This is a genomic window from Actinomyces sp. MRS3W, assembly GCF_032465695.1.
Taxonomy (GTDB): domain Bacteria; phylum Actinomycetota; class Actinomycetes; order Actinomycetales; family Actinomycetaceae; genus Actinomyces.
In genome coordinates this window covers 1-25,083 of the sequence record NZ_JAWDJJ010000287.1, presented here as the reverse complement: position 1 = coordinate 25,083, position 25,083 = coordinate 1, and the positions used below count along the sequence as shown (strand labels likewise).

Sequence of the window (25,083 nt, the reverse complement as noted above, 5' to 3'; positions counted from 1 at the left end):
GGGGTAGATGGCCAGCCCGCCGGGGGCGTATAGGCCGACGCGGCGCACGGGATTCCACCGTTGCATGACATGCCCGCCGGGGATGATCTCGGTGTCGCGTTCAACCGGCAGCTGGGCGGTGTGGCCGGCACGGTTGTGGGCGATGGACAGTTCCAGGGCCTCCCGCACCGCGGGGTCCAGTTCGTCCAGGGCGGCCGCGATGTCCGCCGCGGGCACGCGCAGGTGCTCCGGACGTACTCGGTCGAAGCGTTCGGCAGCATCCCGCAGGGCGGCGGCGCCGCGGGCGCGCACATCTTCCAGGGTCGGGGCGACGGCGTCCAGCGCCGCGCTCACGTCCTGGTCCGCCCGCGGCAGGGCGGCAGCAAGCTCAGCGGGCGTCAGGTGTGAGTCGCGCAGGTCGATGCGGGAAAGAAGCATGGCGCGAGCCTACCCGCCCCGACTCCCCTGGGGCGCGCAGCGCACACAGTTCAGACGGTGTAGCGCCCAGTGCGCTCGTCGTCGATGACGCCGGACCAGTTCAGGCCGTAGCCGAAGGCGTAGGTGTGGCCGGCGGCGTCGGTGTAGGCCTGGTAGTCGAAGGGCAGGTCCTCACAGTGGGCCTCCACAGCCTCCATGGAGGCGGGCAGCGTGACCGGCAGCAGACCGCTGGGCTCGAAGCGGCCGGCAAGCAGCTCCCAAATGATCTCCTGTTGCACTCCGAAGTCGACGACGATCGCGTCGGCGTAGGGTTCCAGTTCCGCCAGCACGGCCGGGTTGTGCATGCGCACCACCACGATGACGGGGCGCTCCCCCATGGCCCGGCGGGCGTCGATGACGGCGTCCAGATCGGAGGCGTTGAGGGCACGGTTGGTTTTGCCGCGATAGCTGCGCTCGCCGGTCTCCCGGAAGTCGCCGGAGGCGAGCGAGCTGGCCCGGGCGGTGGTGGCCGTGTAGGGCCGGTACTGGAGGCTGATGGGCAGGTAGCCATTGCCTCCGGCCTCGCGGTCGGCCACGGCATAGGGATTGGAGATAGGGCTTTCAATGAAGACGACGGCGGCGTCGGCGTCCTGGGCGCGTGTGGCCCGCGTATAGGGCGAGGCGGCAGCGTTGAAGGGGTCGATGTCGCGGGCCGGCTCACCCAGGCGCATGAAGCCGGGTTGAGCGTCCACGTGACGCGTGGGCACCCACACGTGGCGCACGTTCGCACCCAGCGGGAGCACGGCGTCGTCCCGCCCGTTCTTGAGCAGGACCAGGCTGTCGCGCTGGGCGGCGCGGGCGGCCTGGGTGAAGGCGTCGCAGCCGACGATCGCGGTGGATTCGTCCGGGTCGAGGTAGGGGTTCTCGAACAGGCCGGCGCGGAAGAAGGTGCGCAGCAGCCGGGCGGCGGAAGCCTCGAAGCGGACGCGGGCGGCCGCCTCCCCGTCGCGGGCAGCGATGCGCCGGTAGGCCTCCATGATGGGGGCTGCCTCGCTGTTGCCGCCGAACTGGTCGACGCCGTTGTCGATGGCGAGCCGGTGACGCCCGGCGACGTCGAGGTCCTCCACCCCGTAGCAGCGCTGGCCGAAGTGGTCGATCTCCGGGTCCGGGTCGGCGGTGATGCCCCAGTCGGTGCACACCACGCCGTCGAAACCGTAGCGCTGGCGCAGCATGTCGTGGACGATCGCCCGGTTGTAGGCGTTGGCGCGGGGCGTGTCCTCGGCAGCGGCGGTGTTGAGGAGACGCCCGTCGGGGGTGCGGTAGTTCCAGGAGATCGTGTAATAGGGCATGACGGCACTGGCGGTTCCGGTGGGGCCGTCGAGGTGGAAGGCGGCCTCAACGAAGCTGCGCAGGTGCTCGGCCTCGTTGCCACCGGGGTAGACGGCGAACTTGCCGAAGCCGTAGTGGGCGTCGCGGCCGCCCTCACCGGTGCCGCCACCGGGCCAGTGCTTGACCATGGTGGCCACCGAGGCGCTCCCCCAGCCGGCGTCGGCCACGGAGGGGGAAACCTCGGGCAGGCCGAAGGCGGCGCCCGGGGCAGACCCGGATTCGGTGGTCTGCATCCCGTCGCAGTAGGCGCGCGTGTAGTCACACACCAGCCCGGAGTGCGGACCCCAGGTGTCCTGTAGTCGCATCCACCTGGGGTCGGTGGCGATGTCGATCTGGGGTCCGAGTGCAGTGGTGATCCCCAGCGCCCGGTACTCGCGGGAGATGATGGCGGCGTATTCCCCGACGCGCTCGGCATCGAAGAGGGCGGCCATGCCCAGCCCCTCGGGCCAGCGCGATACGTCCGCAGCCGCGGTGGCGAATTCGGCCCCGGAGGCTTCGGCGGCCCCGTTACGGGGATCGGTTGAGGTGTTCACCGGGACGCCCAGCGGTTCGGACTCGGCGAGCGCCTGCATGGCGTTGTTCCAACGCGCGGCGGTGTCGGCGTCCTGCAGGGTGAAGACCAGCACATGGCGGACGCGGTCGGTGGTGACCATGGTGATCTGCTGGTCGGTCAGTGCCCAGGCGGGCACGCCCGCCTCGGGGTAGGGCCTGCCCCCGTAGGTGCCCGCGAAGGGTCCCGCACCGGGGTTGGGGACGGGCTGGTGGGGCGAGTAGAGCATGAGCCCGGCGATCGCTTCGATACTCAGGCGTGAGGCGACGTCGGCGGCGCGTGTCGCCGCGGGAAGCCGCCAGTCCTCATAGGGCAAGAGTTCTCCGGTACGGGCCAGGTCCTTGAACAGGTGGCCGTCGACTTCCATCACCGGTGCCGAGGTGGTGCCCAGTGTGGGGCCGCCGTGCTGCGGGTGGAGCTGGATGACGGGGCTGACGGCGTTGCGTGCGGCGGATGGGGAATCGGGAATCGAGGAGGTGGGCACAAGAGCTCCTTCGCTGGGCGCGGGCGCGGCGGCTGGCTCGGCTAAGCATGGCACGGCTGCAGCGTGCTCGCCGCGGCGTCGAGGCCGATTCTTCTTCTACGCTGCCCCTGTGAACTCGACTCTGCGAGACGACGCCGCCCCGCCCCATGGGCCCTTGACCGACTCCCAGTTGGACCGCGTCGAGGGCGTATTGCTCGCCCAGGCGGTTGGCGATGTCATGGGCGTGCCCTACGAGCCGGGCGATGTGCCGCTGGAGGGCGCCCCACAAGCGCTCGGCGGCGGCCTGGGCGACTACGCGCCCGGCGAGTGGAGCGACGACACGCAGATGTCCCTGTACATCGCCGAGGTCGCGGCCACCGGGGCCGACCTGACCAGCGAGGCGGCCCTGGATGACATCGCCCGGGGCTGGTGCCACTGGGTCCTTGAGGAGGGCGCCACCGACGTCGGCGTCCAGACCCGAGCCGTCATCGAGGCCGTCGCCGCCAGCCGTAACGAGCCCGGAATCGCAGCGCGCATGCGGGCGGCGGCCGCTCAGCTGCATGAGCGCAGTGGCAGGACGGCGGGGAATGACGCGCTCATGCGCAATGGGATCGTGGGCCTGAGCCGGCTACAGGACCGGCGCGCGACGGCAGCGGCCGCCCGAGCGGTGGCCGAGCTCACCCACGCCGACCCGCTGGCGGGAGATTGCTGCGTCATCCATGCGGAGATGATCCGGTCCAACATCATGAACCCGCCCTGGGCGGGCATGCCGTACTTCGGGGCGAACCCGCTGGCGACACTCGACCTCATCCCCGCTCAGCGGCGCACGTACTGGCACGACCTCTTCGACGGCGGGGCCCTGGACGCAACCCACGTTCACAACCCTCCCGACGATGACGGGTTCACCGTGAATGCACTCGGGCATGCCACACTCGCCTTTGTCTTCGCCAACCATTCCGGGCACCGCTCCGCCGCGGCCATGACGCGCGGGCGGGCAGACACTGCCCGGGTCTGGATGGATATGGTGCTGGACCGGGCCGTGCGGGCAAGCCGGGACAAGGACACGGTCGGCGCCATCACCGGGGCGATTGCCGGAAGCTATCTGGGCGCGGGCGCGTTGGACCCGCAGTGGGTTACCACGGTGCATGGTCTGCCGCGCCGTGCCGACGGCGCCGAGCGGGACGCGGAGAACCTACGCGCGCTGGCCCGGGCGACGGCGATCGCCGGACTGAGCTAGCCGCCGCGTCGCATACGTGCGCTTCCCCCAGTCCGTAGAGGAGGGCGGCTCATGCCTGCGAATCGACTCGGCGACGCACGCCGGACGGCGGCACCCAATCCGCCAGTGAACGTTCACATTTTGAGGTCGAGCCCACTATCATGGCGCCCGTGAACACCGCCGGCCGCGAGGTCGCGCCCGGCGGGCAGGCAGGAGCAGACCCGATCAGCAATGGAGCGACACATGACCGCAGCAACCTCACCCGCCGCCGCCCCCGCCGGCATTGACCTCGCCCGCACCGCGCTCGGCATTGAGTTCGGTTCGACCCGCATCAAGGCCGTGCTCATCGACGCCTCCGGCACCGTGCTGGCCGACGGCGGCTTCACCTGGGAGAACGAGCTGGTCGACGGCGTGTGGACCTACTCGATGGACGCCGTCGTCGCCGGCCTGCAGGCCGCCTATGCCGACCTCGCCCACAATTTCCAGACCACATACGCCCTGCCCCTCACCACCCTCGGAGCCATCGGCATCTCCGGAATGATGCACGGCTACATTCCCCTTGATGCCGATGGAGAGCTACTCACGGCCTTCCGCACGTGGCGCAACACCTTCACCCAGGAGTCCTCGCGCACGCTCTCACAGCTGTTCGGACTCAACATCCCCCAGCGCTGGTCGATCTCGCACCTGCACCACGCCATCACCCACGGCGAGGAGCACGTGGCCCGCATCGACCACGTCACCACGCTTGCCGGCTACGTTCACTACCGCCTCACCGGCAGGCATGTGCTGGGCGTGGGCGAAGCCTCCGGCATGTTCCCCATCGGGCCGGATGGCCGCTCTTTCGACCCCACCATGATCGCCGCCTTTGACGACGCCGTTGAGGTCCCCTGGAAACTGGTGGATATCCTGCCGGAGGTGGCACTGGCCGGCCAGGAGGCCGGAAGGCTCACCCCCGCGGGCGCGCGTCTGCTCGACCCGACCGGCACGCTCCGCCCCGGGGTACCGCTGTGCCCGCCGGAGGGCGACGCCGGCACCGGCATGGTGGCCACCAACTCGGTGCGCCCGCGCACGGGGAACGTGTCGGCGGGCACCAGCGCCTTCGCCATGATCGTGTTGGAACAGCCGCTGCGCAGCCTGGTCGAGCAGATCGACCTCGTGGCCACGCCGTCGGGCGCGCCCGTGGCCATGGCGCACTCCAATAACTGCACCTCCGACCTCAACGCCTGGGTGGAGGTCTTCTCCCAGTTCGCCGACGCTATCGGCGCCCCCATCGCAAAGGGGCCACTGTTCGACATCCTCCTGGGCGCCGCCGCGCAGGACGACGCCGACCCCCGCGACGTTCTGGCCTACAACTTCCTGTCCGGCGAGCACCTCGTGGGGCTCGGCGAAGGCCGACCGCTGGTGGTGCGTCGTCCAGAGGGAACGCTGTCGCTGGCCAGCCTCATGCGTGCTCACCTGTTCGCCGCCTTTGCGTCCATGGCCTACGGGGTCAAGGTGCTCAGGCAGAATGCCGATGTCCCCATCGACTCCATGTTCGCCCACGGGGGCATCTTCAAGACCCCCGAGATCCCCCAGCGGGTTCTCGCAGCCGCCTTCGACACGCCCGTCTCCGTCGGCCAGGCCGCCGCGGAAGGCGGGGCTTGGGGCATGGCCCTGTTGGCCGGCTACCTGCTATGGGCCGACGGCGACGCGCTCGACGAGTACCTGGCCCACCGCATCTTCGTCGACCTCGAGGTCACCACCATCACCCCGATGACCGAGGAAGTCACCACCTACGCGAGCTACCTGGAAACCTTCACCGCCGCCCTCCCACTGGAGCACACCGCCGCCGAGGTCTTCTGAATACGACGTCGGCAAGGTCTGTCAGCGCCAAGCGCGATGGAGTCGCAGGGTAAGTTCGGATCGGTAGGAGGCAGCGGCAGCCGTCGCCGCGCCTCCCCGACTTCTTCTTCCGAGCACGAACAGCGATCTCAACCATGGCAACAATGAGCGACATCGCCCGCGAAGCGGGTGTTTCCCTGAGCACGGTGAGCTATGCCCTCAGCGGCAAACGACCAATTTCTCCGGCAACACGCGAACGCATCCAAGACGCGATCGAACGACTGTCGTATCACCCGACGGCATCCGCGCGCGCCCTTGCACTCAACCGCTCCTCGATCCTTGCTGTCGCGGTGCCGCTGCGCCAGGGAGCCAACCCGCACGTCATCATGCAGTTCGTCCGCTCAATGCTCGGCACTGCCTACGAACGCGACGTCGACATTCTCCTGGTTACCGGAGAGGATGCCGTACATACCAAACGAGTCATAGACGAAGGGAAGGCCGACGCCCTAGTAGTCATGGACTTGAGCGATGGCGACCCCCGTATGGGGTTCCTCCGCAAACTAACCAAGCCAGTGGTGCTCATCGGCTATCCGAAGCGCACCTACGGGCTCGCCTGCGTCGATTTCGACTTCCGCGAAGCGGCTGCGCTGTGTGTACGGAAACTCCACGACAGCGGCGCGAACAAGATCTGGATGATCTGCCCGCCCCAGGCAACGGGCGACCCCGTCTTCACGTACCAGCGCCGATCACTTGAAGGCTTCCGCGACGGTTTGGATGACTGCGCGGTGACCGGAGAGGTGGTGCAGCTGCCTGCATCTGCCCCTGACATTCTGGCATGGGCGGAACGCACGTTGACGGGGCCCGACGCGCCCGACGCTCTATTCGTCCATCATGAAGCCCTCCTGGCTCCATTGGGTCGAGCCCTGCGCGACCTAGGGGTTGAAGTCCCCAACGCCCTGCAGGTAGCAGCCATCGCCCCACAGGACGTGGCGACAGACGGACCGTGGCAGGTCTCCGGCGCCACACTGCCTATCGAGGCGATCGGGGCCGCTGCCGTGACCATGGCACTGGATCTGGTAGACGACGACGAGCTCGCGCCCTCCGCGCAGCTCCTAGCGCCGCGCTTCACCCGCCGAGAGACAACTCGCTGACAGCTACGCCCCTGGATGGGCACGCGTGTACAGCTGGAAATCGTCGAAGCGATTCGATACGCTACACCGGACACCGGCCGGTCCGCGTCGGTGTAGGCCGACGCACGGAGGCACTCAATGACGAAACGCCGCACGCAGCATCCCCACGACATCTCCGCCGCCGATTCACTGCGACTCCAGTGGGCGCGCAAGCTCGTGACGCAGCTCACCATTGAGGAGCGCATCAGCTTCCTGCATCAGTGGTCGCCAGGAGTTGAAAGGCTCGGAATCGGTCCGTTCGTGACGGGCACTGAGGCGCTTCACGGCGTTTCCTGGCGTGGTCCCGCGACCAGCTTCCCCCAACCGGTCGGAATGGCGGCTACATGGGACCCCGAGCTACTTAACCATGCGGGTGAGGTCGTGGCCGCAGAGGTCCGCTACATGAAGCAAACCGACCCCGCACTGAGCCTGACGGTATGGGCGCCCGTTGTCAACACGCTCAGGCACCCGCGCTGGGGTCGCACCGAAGAAGCGTATACGGAGGACCCTTTCCTCAACATGGAGCTGGCTACAGGCTATGCGGCGGGCCTGCGCGGCAACGGCGAGCGTTGGACGACAGTGCCCACGCTCAAGCACTTCCTCGGCTACTCCAATGAGACCGATCGCTCAGCCACTTCCTCTCAGCTCGACCCACAGCTGCTTGAAGAGTATGAGCTGCCCGGGTTTCTCGCCCCATTACGTCGCGGGGTAGCAGGGTCTGTCATGCTCTCCTACAACCTCGTCAATGGCCGGCCCGCCCATTTGAGCGAGATGGTCAACAGCCGCCTGCGCACCGCCGTCGCCGACCCGGATCTGCTGTTCGTCGTCACCGATGCGGGAGCCCCTAGCAACCTATGGAAAGCGGAGAAGGTACTTCCTGACGCACCCACCGCCTATGCGGCAATGTTGCGAGCGGGCGTGGATTCGTTCACCGATCACGACTCCGATCCGAGTGAGACGATCGCAGCCATCACCCAAGCCCTGAACGACGGCCTTATCACAACGTCAGACATCGACCACGCCGTGGTGCGCCAGCTGGTCGCACGTGCGCGCACTGGAGAGTTCGACTCACTCATGGGCACAACCTCCAGTGATACCGCGCGACACATCAAACGAGACGAAGCACGAGCAGTCGCACGGGAGGTTGCCACACGTAGTGTCGTGCTCTTGGCACACGGCTCACGTGGGCGTGCGGCACTTCCGATCAATCCGGACGCACCCCTCGCTGTCATCGGCGACCGTGCCCACGAAGTACTTCATGATTGGTACTCCGGCGACCTCATCAAACCCGTGACGCTCGTAGACGCGCTTGCGCAGCAGCACCACGCACCGGTAAAAACCACCAGAGCTGTCGAAACGGTTCACCTATCTGTGTTGCCCAACCCGAATCCGGGCAGTGCAGACGGCACCTCTGGTGAGATCTTCACCAGCGCGGACGGCTCACTTCGTCTGAGCCTTCCAGAGGCTGACGGGCCCTGTGTCTCGGCCTCCCCTGCCCTCCTCGACATTATCGACTTCGGTGAACAGACCATCGCACTGAGAGGCGAAAACGGCCGTTATCTAGGTCCCGACGCCTATGGCCAGCTATGCCTCGAGGCGGATTCAATTGGCGGATGGGTGAGCCAGGAGCTATTCAGACGCGAAGTTCGCTCTGACGGCAGTTGGGTCCTGGTTCACTGCGCCACCGGCCGCTACGTCGGAATTGAACACCACTCTGGAGCCCTCACGCTGCGCGGCACTCATCCGCGCACTGGTGCGCAGCTGCACATATCCACCGTGCAGACACCGGAGCAGGCCTTCGCCGAAACCGCTCGCGACGCCGACACCGTCATCGTCGTTGTGGGCAACAACCCATACGTGCATGGCCGCGAAACCGAAGACCGCCCTCATACTCGCCTTCCCGAACCTGACAAGGCCCTGGTCGAGCAGTTACGACGCCAACCCGATAACGTGACGACCGTACTCGTTATCATCTCTTCGTATCCCTACGACCTTGAAGGCCTCGACGCCGGCATCGATGCCGTGCTCTGGTCTTCTCATCTGGGACAAAGCGAAGGCGATGCACTCGCCGACCTGCTCACCGGTGCCCGCGACTTCTCGGGACGGCTCGCACAAACCTGGCCGATCGATTCCCAGCTGCCCGATCTACTCGATTACAACATCATTCGAACTCAGTCAACCTATCTCTACAATCAACCGAGCTCTTTCGCCTTCGGACACGGATTATCGATCGACTCGACACGCTGGACGGACCCGAAGCTTGAACTCAGCCCGGATGGAGTACAGGTTCACATCGCTGTGACAGCGCCTCAGCACCGGCGCACGCAAGGCCCGATCCACGATGTAGTTCAGGTGTATGCAGATCTGCAGGGGGATTCTTTCACGCGCCGCCCGCTACATACACCTTCCACGCGTCTAGTCGGGTTTGCAACTGTGACAGTGACGCCCGAGCAGAACCGGGCTGTTACGGATCTCGTCATCCCCTTCGAGCGCTTCGCGGTCTTCGCTCCAGACAGTTCCCGCTTCGAGCTACCGGACGGACCTTTTCGGGTTCGCATCGCCCGTTCTAGTTCGTCCGACACCACCGTTCTCGAGCGATCGTTCGTCCTTCCCACCAGCCAAATCGCCCAGCCGCGAACCGCCCCGGAGCCTCTCGCTTCGATCAATACAGATAGGGCAGAAGACCTCAACGGCCTGGTGCGTGCAGCCACCACTGCGACACAAGGAGAGGAACTGCGGCCCCAACGTGGCGGTGGCAGCTGCGATTTCATCCTTCCCGCAGGGACCCGGATCACGAAACTCAGGACTCGTCACCTGCCGCACTCCGCAGCAACCGGAGCGCCATCCGCCGACGTTGTGGACCCCACCACCGGCGCGCGGCTCACGCTCCCGTTCACCATCACCGCCGAGGCGCCCTACCAGTCCGTCGGCCGACTACGCGTTCGCCTCAACGGCCCCATTGCTCTGCTGGGCATCGAGACAGCGACCGACTAATTCCCCTCCCTCGACCTCAGTCTGAAGAAAGTCATATTCATGAAATATACCAACGGTTACTGGCTGGAACGCGACGACGTCACTCTCATCCGCCCCAGCGAGGTCTATAACGTCAGCGTCGCCGACGACAACAAAGCAATGCGCGTGTACGTCCCAACTCGTCACATTGCTTCACGCGGCGACACCCTCAACACCCCGGTCCTCACAGTATCCTTTGAAGCACCGGCGACCGACGTCATCGGTGTCACCATCACTCACCACGCTGGTACCCCCATCCCATCCCCCACCTTCCCACTCACCTCGCCGAGCACGATCGACGCGGAAGTTACTCAAGCTGTTGATGGGAAGTCCGTGACGCTGCGGTCCGGACGCTTAGCAGCCCGCGTTTCTCTTGACGGCCCGTGGCGCGTCGACTATCTATGGGATGGCGCCCCGCTCACCTCATCGGCAGGACGCTCTATGGGGTACGCTCGCGTTCGTCCCAACCGCATTATTCCCAACAACTACGACGACGGAGCCCAAACGCTTGAGGCGCATCTTGCCGCTGGCGGTCCCTTCGTCCGCGAACAGCTGGCACTGCGTCCGGGTGAACGTATTTATGGCCTCGGCGAGCGCTTCGGTGCCTTTGTCAAAAACGGTCAGACGGTCGATATTTGGAACGCTGACGGCGGAACCAACTCCGAACAGGCTTACAAGAATATCCCGTTCTTCATATCCTCCGAGGGCTATGGGGTCTTGGTCAACGATGCCGGCCCGGTGTCCTTCGAGATCGGTACCGAGAACGTCTCCGCCACCCAGTTCTCTGTCCCCGGAGAGACGCTGCGTTATGAGATCTACGGGGGCGGGGAACCGCTTGAGGTACTCGACCGCTACACCGCCAGATCCGGCCGCCCTGCGCAACTGCCCGATTGGTCCTTCGGGCTGTGGCTCTCCACCTCGTTCACAACGAATTACGACGAGGAGACCGTACTGTCCTTCGTGGATGGAATGGCCGAGCGGGGTATCCCTCTATCCGTATTCCATTTCGACTGCTTCTGGATGCGTGGCTTCCACTGGTCGGACTTCGAATGGGACCCCGAGACCTTCCCGAACCCACGCGGCCTCATCGACAAGCTCCATGCACGCGGCCTACGGGTGTGCACGTGGATCAACCCGTATATCGCCGAGCAATCCAGTCTTTTCGCCGAGGGTGCTGAGCGGGGCTTCTTACTACGCCGCCTAGACGGCAGCATTTGGCAGACCGATCTGTGGCAGGCCGGCATGGCTCTGGTCGATTTCACCAATCCGGATGCAACCGAGTGGTTCACTGGCAAGTTGGAGCGCCTGCTTGACGACGGAGTTGATTGTTTCAAGACCGACTTTGGAGAGCGAGTACCCGTCGACGGCGTAGCCTGGGCGAGGCAAACTGACCCCCTACGGGAGCACAACTTCTACACCCGGCGCTACAACGAGGCCGTATTCCGGCTGCTTGAACGCCGCCGCGGCGTCGGCGAAGCAGTCCTATTCGCCCGCTCGGCGACTACCGGAAGCCAAGCATTCCCGGTTCATTGGGGTGGGGACTGCGAGTCCACTTACGCCGCGATGGCACAGTCGCTTCGCGGTGGACTCTCACTGGCGTCTTCCGGATTTGGATACTGGAGCCACGACATCGGAGGCTTCGAGGGCACGCCGGATCCCCTGCTGTTCAAACGCTGGGTGGCTTTCGGACTGCTGAGTTCCCACTCACGGCTTCACGGATCGAATTCCTACCGCGTGCCCTGGCTCTTTGACGAGGAAAGCGTCGATGTCATGCGGGAATTCGCCCTGCTCAAGGAGCGCCTGCTTCCGTACCTACTCACCACCGCAAGCGACGCGCACACCCACGGCCGCCCAATGATGCGCCCGATGTTCATGCAATTCCCGCAGGATCCCGCCGCACGCGACCTAGATCTGCAATACATGCTGGGCCCGGACCTGCTGGTCGCCCCAGTCTTCCGCCCCGATGGCGCAGTCGACATCTACTTGCCTCAGGGAGTGTGGCGACACCTCATCGACGGCGAGGTGGTTGATTGCCGAGCTGGAGGTCGTTTCATACGCCGCATCTACGACGTTCATTCTCTCGGACTCTTCGCGCGCGAAGGTACCGCCCCGATCGACCTGGTCAGCGCTAGGACGAACGCCAGATGAAAGGCTCAACTCGCCCATTCGACCCGGGACGTCTTCTGTACGGGGGCGATTGGAACCCCGATCAGTGGCCGCGTGAGGTGTGGTTGGAAGACATCGACCTCATGCAAGAAGCGCGCGTCAACACAGTGACCGTCTGCCCATTCTCGTGGGCCTCACTAGAACCCGCCGAAGGGCGTTACGAGTTCGGTTGGCTTGATGACGCTCTCGAGCTGCTCACCCGTGCGGGTATCGGCTTCTTTCTTGCCACCCCTACCGCCTCTCCCCCGCCCTGGTTCACCCTGGCGCATCCTGACGCGCTACCGGTCACGGCGGATGGTGTCCGACTACGCCACGGTTCTCGCGATACCTACGCCATCGCAGCGCCGTCGTATCGTTCAGCATGTCGCCGCATGGCTCGTTCACTGGCGGAACGGTACGGACTGCACCCAGGTTTGAGAGGGTGGCACGTACACAACGAATACGGGACCATTGATTATGGCCCCTACGCCGAACGCGGGTTCCGAAGCTGGCTCAAGCAAAAGTACGCGACCCTGGACGAGCTCAACGCTGCCTGGGGCACAGCCTTTTGGTCTCAACGTTACGGCTCCTGGGATGAGATTCTTCCTCCCGTCGCGACACAGTACCTGCCAAATCCTGGCTTAGTTGTGGACTTTCGCCGTTACTCTTCCGACGAAATGCGCAGCGCCTGCCTCGAGCAAATTGCGCAGCTCAGGTCGGCAGGATCGCATGCGCCGGTGACTACCAATTTCATGCTTCCTGACTGGAACAACTTGGAACAGTGGTCGTGGGCTGACGGCCTCGATGTCGTCTCGCTCGACCACTACTTGGACTCTGCCACTGCTGAAGCTGAGGCTCACGTCGCGTACGGATCCGACCTCGCGCGCTCCTGGAGCAACGGTCCCTGGATCCTCATGGAACAAAACGCCACCCAAATCAAGCTAGATGGACGAGCCCTGCCCAAGGAGCCAGAGCGTACGATTCGCGACAGCCTCGGCTACATTGCGCGGGGTTCACAGTCATGCATGTTCTTCCAATGGCGGGCATCTACCGCCGGCGCGGAACAGTGGCACTCGGGCATGGTTCCCCACGTCGGCAAGGATACTGAAGGCTTCCGCACAATTGTCCACCTGGGAGAGATCCTGGAACGCTTGGAGGAGGTCCACCTACCGCCGGCGGACGGCCCGGTTGTCAAAGCCGACGTCGCCATTGTGTGGCATGCCGACGGCTGGTGGGCCCTGGAAACGCCCGACCTGCCCAGTTCGGACATCACCTATCGGGGCGAATTGCGGGCGATCCACCGCGCCCTACGGGCTCTTGGAATCGTCACCGACTTCATCGCGCCATGTGCCTGTCTGGAGTCGTATCGCCTGCTCGTCGTTCCGTGCCTATACCCCATGGATGAGCGGACGGCGGCGTGGATTGAGTCCTTTGCCCGGTCGGGTGGGACCGTAGTGGTGACCTACCTCAGCGGATTGGCCGACTCCGCCATGCGGATTCTTCCGGGTGGATATCCCGGCCGGCTACGTGACCTGCTGGGCATATCCTCGCAATCGCTGCGCCCTCTCCAACCGGGGACCCAGCTCATCCTCCGTAGCGAGCTGGGTCCGGACCTCGAAGTAACGGACTGGACGGAACACGTCCGGCTCAACACGGCGCAAGCTGTGTACTCGTTCCTCACGGGACCGCTCACCGGGTCCCCGGCGATTACCCGCGCAACTGTCGGAGCCGGAACCGCATGGTACATCTCAACGCATCTGACGCAGTCATCCGAACAGGCGCTTTGGAACCTGATTCTGCGTGACACTGGCATCGATCCCACCATCGTCGGAGCGGCCCCCCTCGGAGTCGAGGCGGTGGTGCGGCGTTCTCGTGACGCCGACTTCCTCTTCCTCATGCATGATGGCGACGTCGACGTCGACGTCACCGCGCCCGGCCCCGATCTAATAAGCGGAAACGACTATTCCAAAGGCGGACTGCTCGCGGCTGGAAGCTGCGCAGTTATCCGAATCGCTCCCGACGCGGCTACAGCCGTCTCGATTAGCGCCCACAAGCCCTAAAACAATTGCCACAATTCAACCCCGCACACGAACGACGTTGACTAGGAAGCACACCATGGCCACCGACAACGAGCTAGCCCCCGCTCCCCTGGATGCGGCCGGGGCGGTACGGCACGAATCCGCGCCGACATACATCTGGCCCTCAGACCCGCTGATCAAACAGAACCTCGAACATTGGCGTGACCTCAAGCTGGGAGTCATCATCCACTGGGGAATCTACACCGCTATCGGACAAGGCGGTTCCTGGTCCCTACATCGCGAAGACCTCGGCTGGTTCACAGATCCGCCCGCATCATGGTCCGGTACTAACGCCGAGTATCACACCTGGTACTACGATCAGGCTCGCACCTTCACCGGTGAAGACTTCGCGGCCCAGGAATGGGCTGCAGCATGCTCTGCGGCCGGTATGCGGTACTGTATCTTCACGACCAAACACCACGACGGCTTCTGCATGTACGACTCCGCCTATACCAACACGAAATGCACCTCTGAGGAGTCTGGTCTTCACCGCGACATCCTGCGCGAAGTCGCAGACGCCTTCCGAGGCGCTGGCTTGGAAATGGGCGCATACTTCTCTAAGGCGGACTGGTCGCGCCCAGAGTACTGGAACCGCTCGCTGCCGATCAAAGATCGCTTTCACAACTACGACATCAGCGCTCACCCCCGAGCATGGGAGCGTTTTGTGGAGTTTACACAGGATCAGGTCGATGAGATCCTCACGAACTATGGTCCTTTCTCTGTTCTCTGGCTCGACGGCGGTTGGGTGCGCGAGCCGGAGGAACCGATCGACATTGACGGTATTGCGCGGGTAGCGCGTCTCGCACAGCCAGGTATCCTCGTCGTCGACCGGGAAGTGCCTGGTCCGCATCAGAACTATCTCACCCCGGAGCAGCAGGTCCCCACGACCCCGCTGCAGTTCCCTTGGGAGGCATGTATCTCCCAGACTAAAGAATGGTGCGCGATGCGCCCAGACGATCCGGCAAAGCCCACGGCCGAGACCATCGGGAATCTCCTGCGCATCGTTGCCGGCGGCGGTAACTATCTCATCGGGATCGGCCCGGACGCACGGGGACGCATGGTGCCCTCCGTCAGGCAGTTTCTCCAAGACCTCGGCGAGTGGATGCAGGTATGCGGTGAAGGAATATACTCAACGCGCCCGCCCGAGAACCCTCCGTCTGTCACATCCGACGACGACATCACTTGGTACCTCACAGCACGTGACGGCTTCCTCTACGCCTTTGGACACTCCGGCGCTGACGAGGTGCCTGCCACCACCTTACGTGTCGACGCCCGACTCACTGAGGTCACTATGCTCGGCGGTGGCCCGCTCTCGATGCGGCGCAACGGCGACGCCACATTCATCGACGTCCCGCCGTCGGCCACCCGGTGGGCCTCCTGTCTGCGCATGACCTTGGCATGAAACCGGAGCGTTGAAAGGGAACATATGGAGATGACAGAGAACCGTACCGTACAGGGTCTGACGAGCTTCTTCACCCTCGTAGCGCTCAACCTCATCCACGTTGTTGCGTGTCTGCCGGTCATCACCATCGGTGCAGCCTCCGCCGCACTCCTGGAGACGATGGACGCCGTCCGTCAAAACCCCGACACCGACATGTTGCGTACGTACGGACACGCGCTCAAAACCGACACGTTACGTGGCAGCATCGTCTTCTGGGCAATCGCCCTGCCCGCCGCGTTGGCCGCCTTCGCTGTCCGATTCTGGTGGTCAACGGGCGGGGCGCCGGGAGCGATTGCCGCCGTCATCGCCGCACTCCTCGCCCTATATCTCGCCGCGAGTGCCGTGCACGGCCTGCTCCTGGTCGCGACCCGTGACACCACCGCTTCCAGGACCATCCATAATGCGCTATTGCTACCGGCGGTGGTACCGGCGCGCTCCCTCTTCCTCGTCCTGGTGCCTATCACCGAGGTCGCCCTTGCAATCGCGCTACCTCCTAGCCTCATCATCATCCTCACCGTGGGGCTGGCTGTCGGCGCGCTCCTACAGTCCGCCATCGCCGCACCGCTGTACGCGCGCCTATCCTGACTGCCATCAGACCTCGCGGTCGATCCAAATTAATCGAAGCGCATCGACTCATCCGGTTGACCGATCACATCCGCGCGAGTACACTGAGAACCCGAGCGAGGTTAATCTCCTCCGATATTTTGCCGAATCCGGCGAATTCTCCAGCATCTGCAAGGACGCAGCACCGCATCCAAGCCGCATCGAATCGCTACGACACACAAGGAGCGAACATGGCATTGCCACCGGCACCGGCATCAGTCGTTGCTGCCGAAGAGAAAGCAAGCGGCGCCCACCAGCGCTCTCACGCGCGCACGCCTAAGCACCCTCGGCATCATGGGTCGTTCAAACTCTTTCTATCGATCGCACCCTTCCTGCTGCTGGTCGTGCTCTTCAGCTACCTGCCGCTGCTCGGCTGGGTGTACTCGCTTTTCGACTTCAGGCCCGCTCGCGGCCTTGCCAACTCCGAGTTCGTAGGTCTCCAGTGGTTCCGTATGCTGGTGCAATCTCCGACCCAGCTTCACCAAATCCTACGGGTACTCGCCAACACACTAGGGATGAGCTTCCTGGGGATCGCCACATCGGTGCTACCTCTGGGATTCGCCGTCCTACTCAATGAGATCCAAGCCAAGTGGTTCAAGAATCTTGTACAGACACTCACCACACTCCCGAACTTCATCTCATGGGTGCTAGTCTACATGATCGCGTTCGCGTTATTCTCTTCGACCGGTATGGTCAACTCGACCATGCTGTCGCTCGGGCTTATTGACGTGCCGATCAAGTTCTTGGACTCCGAATCGCACGTGTGGCTGAAAATGACCGCATGGGGCCTTTGGAAAGGCCTGGGCTGGGGCTCGATTATGTACTTAGCAGCCATCTCAGGAATCGATCAATCGCTTTACGAGTCCGCAAAGGTCGACGGCGCCGGGAGATTCCGGACCATGTGGTCTATCACCATCCCCCAGCTGTTGCCGACGTACTTCGTGCTCCTCATGCTCTCAGTTGCGAATATTCTTAACAACGGCATGGAGCAATACTATGTGTTCCAAAACGCCTTCAACAAGGAACACATCGAAGTACTTGACCTGTATGTCTACAACATCGGCATGGGCGGCAACAATCTGTCCCTCGCGACTGCTATCAGCATGCTCAAATCGCTCATCTCCGTAGCGCTGTTACTTACTGTCAACGGTCTGTCCAAGCGTTTGCGCGGGACTTCGCTGATCTGACCAGGGGGAACGAACATGTTCAAGTCCAAGCACGCGGCGTTACAGCAGCCTCGTCGAATGAAGCTCTCGCGCGGAGACGTGGCGTTCCACATCATCAATTACTCCGGCGCAGCACTGCTAGCTTTCATCTGTGGATATCCCTTCTACTACCTCATCATTAACTCGATCAGCGCCAACAACCTCACCGCCCTGGGCGACGTACGATGGCTGCCAGAAGGAATCCACTTCAGCAACTATATCAACGTTTTCCATCTCAGCGGGCTCCCCCAGGCCGCAGCCGTCTCCGTCGCCCGGACGGTAATCGGCACAACATGCACCGTGCTCGCCTCCGCATACTTGGGATTCATGTTCACCCAAGAGCGCCTATGGAAGCGCACGCTATGGTATCGATTGGTCGTCATCACGATGTACTTCAATGCCGGCATTATTCCGGTCTTCATCGTAATGTACACCTTGGGCCTTACTAACAATTTCCTGGTATATATTCTTCCCGCGATCGTACAACCCTTCAACATTATTCTTGTGAAGACGTATGTTGAGTCGATGCCGCATGAATTACAGGAGGCAGCCGAGGTCGACGGCGCTAATACGCTACAGGTATTCGCCCGCATCATGCTGCCGAACATGACACCGATTCTCGCGACGGTAGCGATTTTCTCCGCGGTTGCTCAGTGGAACAGTTTCCAGGACACGCTCATGTACATCACCGACAAGAGCCTTTACACCCTCCAGTATCTGCTCTACACCTACATCAACCAGGCGGATAGCCTTGCTCAGATGGCGCAACAATCCGGAGGCGACCTCGGGTCGGTCGCAGCCGCCGCAACGGCGCAGACTGCCACTTCAATTCGGACTACGGTAGCCGTCGTCGTCGTACTCCCTATTCTCTTCATCTACCCACTGTTCCAGCGGTACTTCGTCAAGGGCATCATGCTGGGCGCAGTCAAGGGGTAATCCCTTATGCCGTTCTGTTCACTCATCCACCCGACCATCAAAGGAGATGCACATGGTCACTTCCGTTTCTAGACGATCACTACTCATCGGCGCAAGTGCCGCCTTCGGCCTACTTACGTTGGGCGCGTGCGGCAAGAACAACTCGTCAGGTTCCTCGTTCGCCAGCGCGGATGCGACTGCCTTCCCAACGGCCTGGTCCGACGCAGCCAAGTTCGAGGTCTTCGACGGGCTCGCCAACCAGGCGGGCGAGCAGCCCGGCTGGTTTGGCAAGCTGGTCTCTGACCGGTATGGCCTCACTCTGAATCTGGTTTCGCCCAATGTCGCCGGCGGCGGAGACACGCTCTACAACACCAGGGTCACCGCAGGTAACCTTGGTGACATCGTCGTTGTCGGAGTCGGCAAGCAGATGAACGAGTTGATCGAGGGCGGGTTATTGATGGACTTCACGCCCGTATACGGCGCAATGAAGAACGTGGCCCGATTCGACGCCGCTGTGCAGAAGCTCAATGAGGGCAAGGACGGCCTATATGCCCTGCCTACCCAAATCTCGACCCTTAAGCCGACCGAGCCGAGCGAGGGAATTGACCCGACTTTCGGTCCTTTCCTCCGTTGGGATCTGTACAAGCAAATTGGGTATCCTGAGATCTCGACGCTTGAAGATCTGCTCCCGGTGCTTCAGAAGATGCAGGAAGCGCAGCCCACGGCAGACAACGGCAAGAAGACATACGCCTTGTCCCTATTCAAGGATTGGGACGGCAACATGATGAACAACGCCAAGCAGCCGGTCTGCTACTACGGGTACGACGAGATCGGCTTCGTACTCGCTAAGGCAGACGGCTCCGACTTCCAGGGCCTTCTCGATGACGACGGGCAGTATCGTCGCGTCCTCAAGTGGTTCTTCGACGCTAACCAACTGGGCATCGTCGATCCGGACTCAACAACTCAGAACTACGACACGCTTTTCTCGAAGATGCAGGCCGGTCAGGTGCTGTTCTCATTCTGGCCGTGGCAGGGCCAATCAGCGTACAATACCGAGGAACACATGGCTCAGGGCAAGGGCTTCGAGATCGCGCCGCTTGCTGATATGAAGGTCTTCTCCTACGGTGCGCCCGCGACCGGTGCACAACAGGTCATTGCTATCGGTTCCCAAGTGAGCGACCCCGACCGTGCCGCCGCATTCCTCGACTGGCTCTATAGCTCAGAGGGGGTTTCCTGTAACTCGAGCCAGACGATGGGCGCAGCTGGACCGCAGGGACTCACGTGGGACCTCAACTCCGACGGTAAACCCGAGCTCACCGAGTTCGGGCGTCAAGCGCTCCTCGGCGATGACGCCGATGTCCCGAGCGAATGGGGCACCGGAACCTACAAGGAGGGGGCATCCTGGCTCAACGTTACGACGGTCCTCGGAACGGACGTCGACCCGGAAACCGGCTACCCCTTTAACTACAAGATGTGGGAGACCTACCAGGAGACCACTTCCAACCCGCTGTCCGACGACTGGTCGGCACAGATGGGCGGCGCGACAACGACCATGCAATATCTCCAAGACAACGACATGCTTGCCGTCGCGCCCGGTGCCAGTTACGTAGCGCCCGACGATGACTCGCAGACCGAGTCTCTGCGGAACCAGGTCAGGTCGGTTATCGTTGAAACTTCTTGGAAGATGGCGTTCGCCAGCGATGAGGCCACCTTCAACTCCCTATGGGAAGACCTCAAGAACACTGCAGACGGACTCGGCTATCAGGAAGTCCTTGAGACAGACATGGCGAATGCGAAAGCCCAGCAGGAGGCCCGTGAGGAGGTCGTCGCCGAATTTGGGTGATCCTCTGCACTCCCCGGGCCTCCGGGGGGATACAGCACAGTCAGGAACCGACAGGCACGGTCCTTCGTGAGGCGGTGCCCGCTGCAGCTTGCGGCGGGCACCGCCTCACGATCTAACGGCCCAGTACTCCCAGCAAGCCCGGCGTTCGGCAGGTGCCCAGGCGGCGTCCACCGTGCCGACCTCACCCTTGATGCGGTTGATGACGAGTGCTGGCAGCATCGGCTCGTCCCGCTCGGTGCAGTCATGCCCGAGCATGTGCATGAGCGGGCCCATATGGCGGGGCAGGATTACTCCCCCGATGGCGTCACTCAACTCACCGTAGGTGATGACCTCGCCATGCGCCGCCACATCGATGAGCACGGCGCGTGAACAGACCACCGCATGGGCAAGCTTCGGCGTGAGCGTGAACATACGCTCCCCCACCGGGTAGCGCTCGCCAACCGTGAGCGCCAAATCGACCGCGGCAACAGCGGGGTCGGGCCACTGGTGAGGGGCCGTTGCAGACGGGAGCATGCACCTATGCTCCCAGATCATTCCTGTCGGCGGCAGGAGCTCAGCTGCGAAGATAGGCGCATGAGCAGCTCTACGTTCCCGACCATCGAGATTCGCGGCGACATCAAGCTCGGCCAGTTCCTCAAACTCGCGGGCCTCGTCGAGGACGGCGCCGTGGCCCGCATTGCCATCCAAGCCGGCGACGTGCGCGTCAACGGCGAAGTGGAGACCCGACGCGGTCATCGCCTGGCCACCGGCGACGTCGTGGAGGTGGAACTGCCGACCGGCGTCGACGGCGCCGTGGTGGGGTGAGCGACCGTGCTTGGCATCGTGCACCGGCACCCGGTGCGTGCCAGGGCGAATATGCTGAATCTCTGTGCGGAAAGCACACCAGAGAGACCTTCGCGCTAGTCAGATGGGTTCTACTCGGGTGACACCGTCTAGCTAACCCATTTCTATAAAGTGCGAGAACACAGGAGTTCTCGTGACCCATCGGCTGTCAGCGCCCCAGACACCCCGGGCCGAGGAGGGCCTTGATATCGGAATAGAACGCCGCGGAGGCCTCCACCCGCAACGAGTTATCCAGCTGGGTGCGCACCTCCCGGCCCGGACTGGTCAGGGTGAGCCGCACGGTCGACATACCGGGGTGCTTCTCCAGCACCGTCTTGAACTGCTCCACCAGCGGGCCGGTGCAGCGGTTACTCGGCAGGGTGATCGTCACCGCCTCATGCGTGGCGCTAGACACATCCGGCACCGTCATCTCCTGGACGTACAGGGCGACTTGCCCGTCGCGGCGGTTGAGACGCCCTCGCAGTGTCACCACCGTGTCCGGAGCAAGCATGGTGGACACCGTCTGGTAGGTCGAGGGGAAGAACAGCGCCTCGATGCTTCCGCCGAGATCCTCAATCTGGGCGATCGCCCACAGGTTGCCCTGTTTGGTGGTCTTCCGCGTCAACGAGGTGATGAGGCCGGCGATGGTGACCATGGCGCCGTCGGGCCGGTCGTCGTCCTCAATGAGGTCGGAGATCTCGGTGTCGGCCAGCTTGGCCAGGGCATGCTCCAGGCCGAGCAGAGGGTGGTCGGACACGTACAGACCGAGCATGTCGCGCTCGTAGGCCAACTTCTCCTTCTTGTCCCACTCCGGCAGGTCGGGGACCTCCGAGGAGAAGACCGGGCCGGAGCCGAACGCCGCGTCGTCGCTGGGGGCATCCCCCATGATGGAGGCGAAGAGGTCGAACTGACCGGCGGCCTCGTTACGCTTGACGCCGATGATCTCATCGACGAAGTCCTCGTGGCAGGCCTGCAGGGCACGCCGTGACTTGCCGAGAGTGTCGAACGCACCGGCCTTGATGAGGGAGTCAATGGTGCGCTTGTTACACACGACGGCGGGAACCTTGTCGAGGAAGTCCTCGAAGCTGGTGAAGTCTCCCTTGGTCTCCCGCGCCTCAACGATGGCGTCGACGACGTTGGCGCCGACGTTGCGGACCGCCCCCAGCCCGAAGCGAATGTCGTCTCCAACGGCGGAGAACTGGGCGCGTGAGGCGTTAACGTCGGGGGGCAGCACCTTGATGCCCATGTGGCGGCATTCGCCCAGGTAGACGGCCAGCTTGTCCTTGTTGTCCTTCTGAGAGGTGAGCAGGGCCGCCATGTACTCGGTGGGATAGTGCGCCTTAAGGTAGGCGGTCCAGTAGGACACCACGCCGTAGGCGGCGGAGTGGGCCTTGTTGAAGGCGTACTTGGCGAAGGGCACCACGACGTCCCACAGGGCCTTAACCGATTCCTTGGAAAAGCCCCGCTCCACCATTCCGGCCTCGAACTCGACGAACATCTTCTCCAGGATGTCCATCTTCTTCTTACCCATGGCCTTGCGCAGTGCGTCGGCCTTACCCATGGAGAAGCCCGCCAGGTCGGTGGCGATCTTCATGACCTGCTCCTGGTAGACGATCAGACCGTAGGTCGTCCCCAGAATCGGCTCCAGGGCCTCCTTGAGCTCGGGGTGGATCGGGACGATCTCCTGCAGACCGTTCTTGCGCAGGGCGTAGTTTGTGTGGGACTCCGCCCCCATGGGCCCGGGCCGGTACAGAGCGCCGACGGCGGAAATGTCCTCGAAGTTGTCCGGTTTCATCAGGCGCAGCAGGGTGCGCATGCCGCCACCATCCAGCTGGAAAACACCCAGGGTGTCGCCGCGGGACAACAGTTCGTAGGTGGCCCGGTCATCCAGTTCAATGTGGTCGATATCCAGCGGCTCCTTGCCGTTGGCGACGATGTTGTCCAGGGCGTCGGAGATGACCGTGAGGTTGCGCAGCCCCAGGAAGTCCATCTTGAGCAGGCCCAGATGCTCGCAGGTGGGGTAGTCGAACTGGGTGATGAAGGCGCCGTCCTGCAGCCGCTGCATCATGGGAATGATGTCGGTCAGGGTGTGGCTGGACATGATGACGGCGCAGGCGTGCACGCCCCACTGACGGGTCATGCCCTCTAGGCCGCTGGCCAGCTCGACAATCTTCTGCGCATCCGGATCCTCGGCGTGTAGATCGCGGAACTGCTGCGCCTCCCCATAGCGCGGGTCTTCGGGGTTGAACATGCCCTTGATGGTGATGTCTTTGCCCATGATGGTCGGCGGCATGGCCTTGGTCAGGCGGTCGCCGACGGCATAGGGGTAGCCCATGACCCGGGAAGAGTCCTTGAGCGACTGCTTGGCCTTGATGACGCCGTAGGTGACCACCTGGCTGACGCGATCGGACCCGTACTTGTCCTTGACGTAGTCGATGACCTCGTCACGCCGACGCTCGTCGAAGTCAACGTCGATATCCGGCATGGAAATGCGCTCGGGGTTGAGGAAGCGCTCGAAGATGAGTCCGTGTTTGAGCGGGTTGAGCTCGGTAATGCCCATGGCGTAGGCGACCATGGAGCCGGCGCCGGAGCCGCGGCCCGGTCCCACGCGGATGCCGTGCTGCTTGGCCCAGTTGATGTAGTCGGCGACGACGAGGAAGTAGCCGGGGAAACCCATCTGCACGATGACGCCAATCTCGTACTCGGCCTGCTTGCGGCAGTCCTCAGGGATATCACCGTGGAAGCGGCGGTCCATGCCCTTCCAGCATTCCTTGACGAACCAGGACTCCATGGTCTCCCCCTCGGGCACGGGGAAGACCGGCATGAACGAGGCACCCTCGTCGACGGTCTGGAAGCTCACATTGCACTGCTCGGCCACCAGCAGCGTGTTGTCACAGGCCTCCGGCATCTCCTTGAACAAGGCCCGCATCTCGCGGCCGGGGCGCAGATAGTAGGTGTCGCCGTCGAACTTGAAGCGGTCCGGATCCGACAGGACCGACCCGGAGTTGATGCACAGCATCGCGTCCTGAACGGTGCGGTCCTCTGGACGCACGTAATGAGAGTCATTGGTGGCCAGCAGGGGCGCGTCGATCGCCTTGGCCAGACGCAACAGATCCTTGGTCACGCGCTGCTCGATCTCTAGCCCGTGGTCCATGAGCTCGACGTAGAAGTAATCCTTGCCGAAGATGTCCTGCAACTCGCCGGCGGCGCGCAGGGCCTCGTCCCACTGGCCCAATCGCAGGCGGGTCTGTACCTCGCTGGATGGGCAGCCGGTGGAGGAGATGAGGCCCTTGGAGTAGCGCGAGATGAGCTCTCGGTCCATGCGGGGCGCTTTGCCCCACTGGCCCTCCAAGGAGGCGTAAGAGTCCAGGCGCATGAGGTTGTGCAGGCCCTCGTTGTTGTGCGAGAGCAGGGTCATATGCGTGTAGGCGCCGCGGGCGGAGACGTCGTCGGCGCGTTGGGACTCATCCCCCCAAAACACCCGGGTCTTGTCGAAGCGGGAAGTACCCGGGGTCAAGTAGGCCTCGACGCCGATAATCGGCTTGATGCCAGCACTCTTGGCAGCCTCATAGAACTCGTAGGCACCGAACATGTAGCCGTGGTCGGTAATGGCCAGGGCCCGCTGTCCCAGCCGCTTGGCCTCGGCCACGTAGTCCTTGATCTTGCCGGCGCCATCGAGCATGGAGTAGTCGGTATGAACGTGGAGGTGGACGAAGTCGTCGTAAGGCTCCTGGCTGTCCGTCTGTCCGCCCGCCGCTGCTGCCACGCTCGTGTCTGCCATGTGTTTCATCCTAGATGATTGACCCGAGGGCGATCACGGTCTCGGTGTGGGTCGGCCGGTGGCCGCGGCGGCCGGTCAGTGGCCGTCGACCAGCGGCAGTCAGCGCGCGTTGGGCCAGCGCTCCTTTCACCGAAACCGGCACTTGTAACGCACCGAGACCGGCACTTGTAACGTGCCGAAACCGGTCGAAGTTGCTGAGGGCGGGCTAAGTCTTGGGGCATCGGCCGGGGCCAT

The 25,083-nt window shown here is 63.4% G+C and carries 16 protein-coding genes; 12 read left to right on the top strand and 4 right to left on the bottom strand.

The genetic code is table 11. The features are described 5' to 3' along the window. Both RWX45_RS11040 and RWX45_RS11035 read right to left on the bottom strand, forming a co-directional pair. A partial coding sequence (locus tag RWX45_RS11040; RefSeq protein WP_316023771.1) for a histidinol dehydrogenase occupies positions 1 to 417 on the bottom strand: 417 nt, incomplete at its 3' end. Between the two features lie 50 nt (positions 418 to 467). After that, on the bottom strand, positions 468 to 2,819 hold the full coding sequence (locus RWX45_RS11035) for a glycoside hydrolase family 3 N-terminal domain-containing protein (RefSeq protein ID WP_316023770.1): 2,352 nt from the start codon (positions 2,817 to 2,819) through the stop codon (positions 468 to 470). Positions 2,820 to 2,928: 109 nt separating this feature from the next. Between RWX45_RS11035 and RWX45_RS11030 the strand changes: the two genes are divergently transcribed. The 11 genes from RWX45_RS11030 (at position 2,929) to RWX45_RS10980 (ending at position 20,246) form a co-directional block, all read left to right on the top strand. Then, positions 2,929 to 4,035, top strand: coding sequence for an ADP-ribosylglycohydrolase family protein (locus tag RWX45_RS11030; protein WP_316023769.1), 1,107 nt, complete (start codon positions 2,929 to 2,931; stop codon positions 4,033 to 4,035). Between the two features lie 222 nt (positions 4,036 to 4,257). After that, a complete protein-coding gene (locus tag RWX45_RS11025) occupies positions 4,258 to 5,856 on the top strand; it encodes a xylulokinase (RefSeq protein WP_316023768.1) in 1,599 nt (532 codons plus the stop codon). A 143-nt stretch (positions 5,857 to 5,999) separates the two neighbouring features. Further along, positions 6,000 to 6,986 (top strand): LacI family DNA-binding transcriptional regulator, encoded by a 987-nt coding sequence (locus RWX45_RS11020; RefSeq protein ID WP_316023767.1) that lies wholly within the window; start codon positions 6,000 to 6,002, stop codon positions 6,984 to 6,986. Positions 6,987 to 7,103: 117 nt separating this feature from the next. After that, the gene (locus tag RWX45_RS11015) at positions 7,104 to 9,998 is read left to right on the top strand and encodes a glycoside hydrolase family 3 C-terminal domain-containing protein (RefSeq protein ID WP_316023766.1); all 2,895 of its coding nucleotides are present in this window, start codon (positions 7,104 to 7,106) and stop codon (positions 9,996 to 9,998) included. Between the two features lie 39 nt (positions 9,999 to 10,037). After that, the gene (yicI, locus tag RWX45_RS11010) at positions 10,038 to 12,164 is read left to right on the top strand and encodes an alpha-xylosidase (RefSeq protein ID WP_316023765.1); all 2,127 of its coding nucleotides are present in this window, start codon (positions 10,038 to 10,040) and stop codon (positions 12,162 to 12,164) included. Then, positions 12,161 to 14,221: a beta-galactosidase gene (locus RWX45_RS11005; protein ID WP_316023764.1), complete on the top strand. Its 2,061-nt coding sequence runs from the start codon at positions 12,161 to 12,163 to the stop codon at positions 14,219 to 14,221. Before yicI ends, RWX45_RS11005 begins: the two co-directional genes overlap by 4 nt. Positions 14,222 to 14,276: 55 nt before the next feature. Beyond that, positions 14,277 to 15,641 carry an alpha-L-fucosidase gene (locus RWX45_RS11000; protein ID WP_316023763.1) on the top strand — a complete coding sequence of 455 codons (1,365 nt, stop codon included), beginning with the start codon at positions 14,277 to 14,279 and terminating at the stop codon, positions 15,639 to 15,641. A 30-nt stretch (positions 15,642 to 15,671) separates the two neighbouring features. Next, positions 15,672 to 16,265: a YesL family protein gene (locus RWX45_RS10995; RefSeq protein WP_316023762.1), complete on the top strand. Its 594-nt coding sequence runs from the start codon at positions 15,672 to 15,674 to the stop codon at positions 16,263 to 16,265. Between the two features lie 209 nt (positions 16,266 to 16,474). Beyond that, positions 16,475 to 17,470, top strand: coding sequence for an ABC transporter permease (locus tag RWX45_RS10990; RefSeq protein WP_316023761.1), 996 nt, complete (start codon positions 16,475 to 16,477; stop codon positions 17,468 to 17,470). A 15-nt stretch (positions 17,471 to 17,485) separates the two neighbouring features. Continuing rightward, positions 17,486 to 18,424 carry a carbohydrate ABC transporter permease gene (locus RWX45_RS10985; protein WP_316023760.1) on the top strand — a complete coding sequence of 313 codons (939 nt, stop codon included), beginning with the start codon at positions 17,486 to 17,488 and terminating at the stop codon, positions 18,422 to 18,424. Between the two features lie 52 nt (positions 18,425 to 18,476). Next, positions 18,477 to 20,246 (top strand): hypothetical protein, encoded by a 1,770-nt coding sequence (locus RWX45_RS10980; RefSeq protein ID WP_316023759.1) that lies wholly within the window; start codon positions 18,477 to 18,479, stop codon positions 20,244 to 20,246. Positions 20,247 to 20,351: 105 nt separating this feature from the next. On the opposite strand, the gene RWX45_RS10975 is transcribed toward RWX45_RS10980, so the two are convergent. After that, complete coding sequence (locus RWX45_RS10975; RefSeq protein WP_316023758.1) at positions 20,352 to 20,759, bottom strand: hypothetical protein; 408 nt, start codon at positions 20,757 to 20,759, stop codon at positions 20,352 to 20,354. Positions 20,760 to 20,819: 60 nt separating this feature from the next. On the opposite strand from RWX45_RS10975, the gene RWX45_RS10970 reads away from it, so the two are divergent. After that, positions 20,820 to 21,050, top strand: a complete 231-nt coding sequence (locus RWX45_RS10970; RefSeq protein ID WP_316023757.1) for an RNA-binding S4 domain-containing protein — start codon at positions 20,820 to 20,822, stop codon at positions 21,048 to 21,050. A 187-nt stretch (positions 21,051 to 21,237) separates the two neighbouring features. Here the strand turns inward: RWX45_RS10970 and dnaE are convergent, their stop codons facing one another. After that, positions 21,238 to 24,849: a DNA polymerase III subunit alpha gene (gene dnaE, locus RWX45_RS10965; protein ID WP_316023756.1), complete on the bottom strand. Its 3,612-nt coding sequence runs from the start codon at positions 24,847 to 24,849 to the stop codon at positions 21,238 to 21,240. Between the last annotated feature and the right edge of the window lie 234 nt (positions 24,850 to 25,083).

Coding starts and splice junctions, on each gene's coding strand:
- RWX45_RS11020 (WP_316023767.1), top strand. CDS start 6,000: ATGAGCGACATCGCCCGCGAAGCGGGTGTTTCCCTGAGCACGGTGAGC.
- RWX45_RS11005 (WP_316023764.1), top strand. CDS start 12,161: ATGAAAGGCTCAACTCGCCCATTCGACCCGGGACGTCTTCTGTACGGG.
- RWX45_RS10990 (WP_316023761.1), top strand. CDS start 16,475: ATGGCATTGCCACCGGCACCGGCATCAGTCGTTGCTGCCGAAGAGAAA.
- RWX45_RS11015 (WP_316023766.1), top strand. CDS start 7,104: ATGACGAAACGCCGCACGCAGCATCCCCACGACATCTCCGCCGCCGAT.
- RWX45_RS10975 (WP_316023758.1), bottom strand. CDS start 20,759: ATGCTCCCGTCTGCAACGGCCCCTCACCAGTGGCCCGACCCCGCTGTT.
- yicI (WP_316023765.1), top strand. CDS start 10,038: ATGAAATATACCAACGGTTACTGGCTGGAACGCGACGACGTCACTCTC.
- RWX45_RS10985 (WP_316023760.1), top strand. CDS start 17,486: ATGTTCAAGTCCAAGCACGCGGCGTTACAGCAGCCTCGTCGAATGAAG.
- RWX45_RS11025 (WP_316023768.1), top strand. CDS start 4,258: ATGACCGCAGCAACCTCACCCGCCGCCGCCCCCGCCGGCATTGACCTC.
- RWX45_RS10980 (WP_316023759.1), top strand. CDS start 18,477: ATGGTCACTTCCGTTTCTAGACGATCACTACTCATCGGCGCAAGTGCC.
- RWX45_RS10970 (WP_316023757.1), top strand. CDS start 20,820: ATGAGCAGCTCTACGTTCCCGACCATCGAGATTCGCGGCGACATCAAG.
- RWX45_RS11000 (WP_316023763.1), top strand. CDS start 14,277: ATGGCCACCGACAACGAGCTAGCCCCCGCTCCCCTGGATGCGGCCGGG.
- RWX45_RS10995 (WP_316023762.1), top strand. CDS start 15,672: ATGACAGAGAACCGTACCGTACAGGGTCTGACGAGCTTCTTCACCCTC.
- dnaE (WP_316023756.1), bottom strand. CDS start 24,849: ATGGCAGACACGAGCGTGGCAGCAGCGGCGGGCGGACAGACGGACAGC.